The sequence below is a fragment of the Peribacillus acanthi genome, from assembly GCF_003073175.1.
Taxonomy (GTDB): domain Bacteria; phylum Bacillota; class Bacilli; order Bacillales; family DSM-1321; genus Bacillus_BN; species Bacillus_BN acanthi.
Genome location: NZ_QBBX01000007.1, coordinates 177,668 through 182,809, shown reverse-complemented (window position 1 = coordinate 182,809; position 5,142 = coordinate 177,668). Strand labels below are relative to the sequence as shown.

Annotated in this window: 5 protein-coding genes; 1 reads left to right on the top strand and 4 read right to left on the bottom strand. The window is 37.0% G+C overall.

Annotation, left to right across the window (positions count from 1 at the left end):
* Window positions 1-24: 24 nt before the first annotated feature.
* The 3 genes from DBX25_RS20575 to DBX25_RS09385 all read right to left on the bottom strand — a co-directional run bounded on the left by DBX25_RS20575 (window position 25) and on the right by DBX25_RS09385 (window position 2,947).
* Window positions 25-198: a hypothetical protein gene (locus DBX25_RS20575; protein ID WP_157950928.1), complete on the bottom strand. Its 174-nt coding sequence runs from the start codon at window positions 196-198 to the stop codon at window positions 25-27.
* A 206-nt stretch (window positions 199-404) separates the two neighbouring features.
* On the bottom strand, window positions 405-1,715 hold the full coding sequence (speD, locus tag DBX25_RS09390) for an adenosylmethionine decarboxylase (RefSeq protein ID WP_108670522.1): 1,311 nt from the start codon (window positions 1,713-1,715) through the stop codon (window positions 405-407).
* Between the two features lie 185 nt (window positions 1,716-1,900).
* The gene (locus DBX25_RS09385) at window positions 1,901-2,947 is read right to left on the bottom strand and encodes an NAD(P)/FAD-dependent oxidoreductase (RefSeq protein ID WP_108670521.1); all 1,047 of its coding nucleotides are present in this window, start codon (window positions 2,945-2,947) and stop codon (window positions 1,901-1,903) included.
* A 213-nt stretch (window positions 2,948-3,160) separates the two neighbouring features.
* Here DBX25_RS09385 and DBX25_RS09380 point away from each other — a divergent pair, with 213 nt between their 5' ends.
* Entirely contained in the window at window positions 3,161-3,889 is a 729-nt protein-coding gene (locus DBX25_RS09380) for a FixH family protein (RefSeq protein WP_108670520.1), read from the top strand.
* Window positions 3,890-4,039: 150 nt separating this feature from the next.
* On the opposite strand, the gene DBX25_RS09375 is transcribed toward DBX25_RS09380, so the two are convergent.
* Window positions 4,040-5,044 carry a FecCD family ABC transporter permease gene (locus tag DBX25_RS09375; RefSeq protein WP_108670519.1) on the bottom strand — a complete coding sequence of 335 codons (1,005 nt, stop codon included), beginning with the start codon at window positions 5,042-5,044 and terminating at the stop codon, window positions 4,040-4,042.
* Between the last annotated feature and the right edge of the window lie 98 nt (window positions 5,045-5,142).

Here is a 5,142-nt window from a genome sequence, read left to right as displayed (position 1 = left end):
GGACATTTTACACAAATCGATGAATTAGATTTTTATTGCCGATACCCTTCCTTCGTTGTCGTCGTGTATTATAAGACCTGTCCCTGTTGGCACAATCGCTGCCTCAATTTTTAGTACTAAATGGTCATCAGGCACAAGTTGATCAATCGCCCACACTTCTAATTGTTCACGTTCATTTAATTGGTTTCTCGTCATCATGTTGTACGTCACTTCTTGTATTTTAACCGCTTAGTTGATTGGAGTGGAGGGCGACGACTCCTGCGGGAGGAGTGTGAAGCTTGAGACCCCACAAGGAGCATAGCGACTGAGGAGGCTCAAGTCACACCCCGGAAAGCGTTCGCCCGGAACGGAAATCAACGGATTATCTAGTATATAAATTATTTTAATTGAAAAATTGTGCACTCTTAAGACATATCTTCTATTTCTTCTTGATATAAATCATGTAGTTTTAGTTCGTCATTAGTATTCACTATGGCTTGTTTTCGTAGCGCCTTGATTGAAGAAGGAATCCGAAACAGCTTGTCTTTCTCAGAAGAAAATGTTTTATTAGGCACAGTTGGATCGGGAAGAATTTTTGTTAGTTCTTTGTGGGCAGCCAAATGGAATCCCCATAACCCAAAAGAAGGCACTATTACATTGTAAGGAAGAGTATTCAAACCGGCTGAATTAATCGTTTCACCAATGCTCCAATATGCAATCGGTGCATCATATGGTGAATTAGCTTGGCATACCAATACACCATCTTTTGATAAAAGAGTAGCTACCCGGCTAAATAGTTCCTTTGTATACAATGAACTAATGAATGAGTTGATTGGATCAGGGAAGTCGATGATTATCGCATCATAGGACTGATGGTTACTCATAATAAAACTCTTTGCATCCACTATATGGATTTGAACCCGCTCATCTAAAAACGAGTGACTATTTTGAGCTAAAAGGGATGGGTTAGTCTTTGCTAAATTTATTATTGTAGAATCAATATCCACAAGATCTACATGCTTAACAGTTGAATATTTTAAAACTTCACGTAATCCTAGCCCATCACCGCCTCCTAGGATAAGTACTCGTTCTGGAGAACTAGCCAGCTCCATAGCAGGGAATATCAATGCTTCATGGTAATAGCTCTCATCCAGTGAGGAGAACTGCAACTCTTGTCCAACATACAATCGAAGATCTTTAGCCTCGACCAATACAATGTCCTGGAATTGGCTGGACCCGTTAAAAAGAATGTTGTGATTTCCACTTATTAATTCTTTTAACTGTTTGGTGTCCCTTTCATTTCCCAACTCTTCCTTTGCCCGCAATAAGGAAGGGCTTTCTTCTCCTTCTCCTGAATATAAATTCAATCTTTTCATGACGGGTGTAGGATTTGCTTTTAATCCCCTCATTAGCTCATAAACACATACTCTTTTGACTTCCATTTTTTCTAACATCACCTTTAACACAGGCCATATTTCTTGATCGCCGCATGTATATAAATCCAGCGATGCATAACCATGTTCTGGCCATGTATGAATCGAGAAGTGAGAAGTTGAAAGCACGAGTACTCCAGTTACACCTTGAGGTGAAAACGAATGGAAAAATGTTGATAAAATTTCCATCTTCAAATCCAAAATAGCCTGCGTCATTAATTCCTTTAATACGGTTGCATCATTTAAAATTTCAACATTACATTCATACGCATCAACAATAAAATGTTGTCCACTGGTATCCATTTACTGCACGTCCTTTTTCTGCTTAGTCCTCTTGTTACTTTATGACAATCGTGCATAAATGGTTTGTACAAGTCTCTTTTTATAGAAAAAATAGTGATAAACCTATAGTTTAATTGAAAAAAACCATCGTAAATGATGGTTTTTCTGCGTTTATTCTTTTACTCCGTATTCCTACAAATTAAATACTATCGAACCAATTGTTTTACCAATTCTCTGTTCCGTTCCTTAAAGACCTCATTATGAGAAGAAACCATCGCAACATCACTTGCGTCAGGTTGAATGTATTGTTTTGCTTTGTTAACTGCATTTGCAGCATCTTGGAATGTTCCCGCTATTAAATTTATTTTTCCATCGTATTTAAGTATATCCCCTGCTGCATATAGCCCTGGAACTGATGATTCGCTATTTGGATTCCCCGCAATATAAAAATTATCTATCTCGATCCCCAATTTACTATTTGCTAACAAGCTAGCGTCTTGTTCATAACCATGATTGATAATGACTTCGTCAACAGACAAGTATTCAATCTGATTGGTTACATGGTTTGTCAGTTCCACTCTTTCAATAAATTCATTATTCTCTCCAGCAATTAATTTAGTAATGGATGTATGAAAAATACATTCTACTGAACTTTCCATTAATTGAGTCACTTGCGCTTCGTGACCTGTTAGAGCATCTTTTCTATACGTTAAGTAAACCTTTTTTGCTACTGGTACTAACTCATTTGCCCAATCGATCGCTGTATTCCCACCACCAGAAATGATAACTATTTTATCTTTAAAGTGTTTAATTGATTTTACCGTGTAATTCAAGTTTGACACTTCAAATCTCTCCGCACCTTCAATATTCAGCTTTTGTGGGTTCAAAATGCCACTACCTACAGCTGCAATAACTGTTTTAGAAAAGTGCAATTGACCTGAAGCTGTTTTTAGTATAAATATATTTTCTTCATTACGTTCAATGGATTCTACTTTTTCATTTAACAGAACTTCAGGTTTAAATGTTAAGCCTTGCTCTACTAATTGCTCAATTAATTTTGCTCCTGGTAGAGGAGAATGACCTCCAACGTCCCAAATCATCTTCTCAGGATATACATGAATTTTCCCACCTAATTTAGGCTGAAATTCAATTATTTTTGTTTTCATTTCTCTCAGCCCACTATAAAAAGCAGAATACAATCCTGCTGGTCCGCCTCCAATTATGGTCACGTCGAAAATTTCTGGGTTTTTCAATATCATTCTCCCCTTACCTATACAATAATGATTATCATTCTCAATTAAATATATTACTCTTTTAACAAATTGACAACCTTTTACGAGGATTATAAGGTTGTAATTTCATCTTTTACCTTCATATGAATCTTTATTTTTTCTCGGTTATAAAATTCGAATTTTCTGTTAAAACTTGATAAAGAATATTTCTAGAGAAAAGAAAGAGGAGAAAAAATGAAAAAATTTAGTGTTTTATTGTTATGTTTTCTATTTCTATTGGTTGGATGTACGCAAACAAAAGAAGAAGCAGTACCAACAACAAAAGGGGTTGAATCCATTGATGTATCAATCCAAACACCAAGTAACGTTAGGACTAATGAAAAAATAAAAATTGAGGCATTAGTTACATTTGCAAATCAAAATGTAAATGACGCAAATGAAGTAATCTTCGAAATATGGAAATCAGGTCAAGATAAGCGTCAAATGTTAGATGGTAGGCCAATCGGTAAAGGCTTGTATTCTACTGAAACTACCTTTGAAAAGGATGGAACTTATTATATTGTCGCCCACGTCACAGCAAGAAATATGCATTCCATGCCAAAGAAAGAAATAGTTGTTACATCTGTTGATAAAAATACCAATGCAGCGCACACTCATCAACATGAGCATAACAGTCAAATATCCATTGACTTCCAACCTACTGCTGTCATTCAAGCGAATAAGGATGTTACCCTTTCTGCAAAAGTGCTGAATGAGGGACACCCCCTTGAAGGTGCAAGCGTCACATTTGAAATTTTGAAACAAGATCAAAAGACACCTTTCTTCCTTGATGCAATAGAAGATAAAGATGGAAGATATAAAGTGAATAACACATTCTCAAGTCCAGGAAACTATGAAGTAAAAGTCCACGTCAAAAAGAATCACATCCATGAACATCAACAAGATTTTATTGAAGTGAAATAGAGCCAAAAAATTGAGGGTGCCTCAAAAGAGTCTGATCTATTGCTTGGATCATAATCTCAGGGTACCCTCATTATTTTTACGAAGGGGGTTATTAATCTATTGATTCATAATTAAAGAGGTATCAAAGATGATTCATACATAAAAGAGACTTTATTTTCTTGCCAATAAGTACATGAAATATGGCGCACCGATAACCGTGACTATAATTCCAGCCGGGATTCCACTTGGGTCTAATAAGACTCGTCCGATTGTATCAGCCACAAGTAATAAGATTGCTCCAATAATAGCGGCTAAAGGCAAGAATCCTTGATGACGCGGCCCAACTAAACTTCTGGCGATATGCGGAGCCATTAACCCTACGAACCCTATTCCTCCACTAACCGAAACAGACGCCGAAGCGAGTGCAACCGCAATGATGATTAGGATTCGTCTTTCTTTCTCCACATTAACGCCTACTCCTATAGACACGTTCTCATGTAGATTCAATGTGTTCAGTACATTAGATTTAATAAAAACAGTAGGCAGCAAGATTAATATCCATGGTAATAATGCTAGAACAAATGTCCAGTTATCTCCCCAAATTTTCCCTGCTGTCCAGCTTGCAATAAAAGCATATTGCTCGCGGTCAAAATGGGTTGCCAACGTTAAGGTCGCACCATACATGGCAGCTGCCATCCCTACCCCCACTAACACTAACCTAGTAGGATCTGCACCTTCACCTTTTTTATAGGCCATAAGGTAAATAAAAGCGGCAGTAATTAATCCGCCTATCAATGCAAATATGGGTAGAACATATAAGAAATTCGTACCATTACCAAAAAATAAAACATAGAAAACGACCATTAGACCTGAACCAGCATTAATTCCGAGAATCCCTGGATCAGAAAGTGGATTTCTTGTGACACTTTGTAGTATGGCACCTGAAATGGCTAGACCCATACCTGCTAGAATCGAGATCACAATCCTAGGAAGGCGAAAATCAAATAATATTAAATTTTCCTTCGGTGTTCCGTTTCCGATAACTGTGCGCCATAGCTGTGATGGAGTCAAAGAAACATATCCAGTTGCAACACTTATAACAAAAGCTGTTATCAAAACCGCAATAGCTACTACCATTGTAAATCGTACTTTCATTTGCTGCTTTGTATTGATCATGCTCTTTTTCTTCCTCCCTTTCTAGCAAGATACAGAAAGAAAGGTACTCCAATTAATGAAATGATGGCTCCCATTGGTGTTTCAAAAGGAGGATTGAT

What these genes read in the sequence shown, in the direction of transcription:
- DBX25_RS20575 (WP_157950928.1), bottom strand. Translation starts at nt 198, where the DNA reads ATGATGACGAGAAACCAATTAAATGAACGTGAACAATTAGAAGTGTGG.
- speD (WP_108670522.1), bottom strand. Translation starts at nt 1,715, where the DNA reads ATGGATACCAGTGGACAACATTTTATTGTTGATGCGTATGAATGTAAT.
- DBX25_RS09380 (WP_108670520.1), top strand. Translation starts at nt 3,161, where the DNA reads ATGAAAAAATTTAGTGTTTTATTGTTATGTTTTCTATTTCTATTGGTT.
- DBX25_RS09375 (WP_108670519.1), bottom strand. Translation starts at nt 5,044, where the DNA reads ATGATCAATACAAAGCAGCAAATGAAAGTACGATTTACAATGGTAGTA.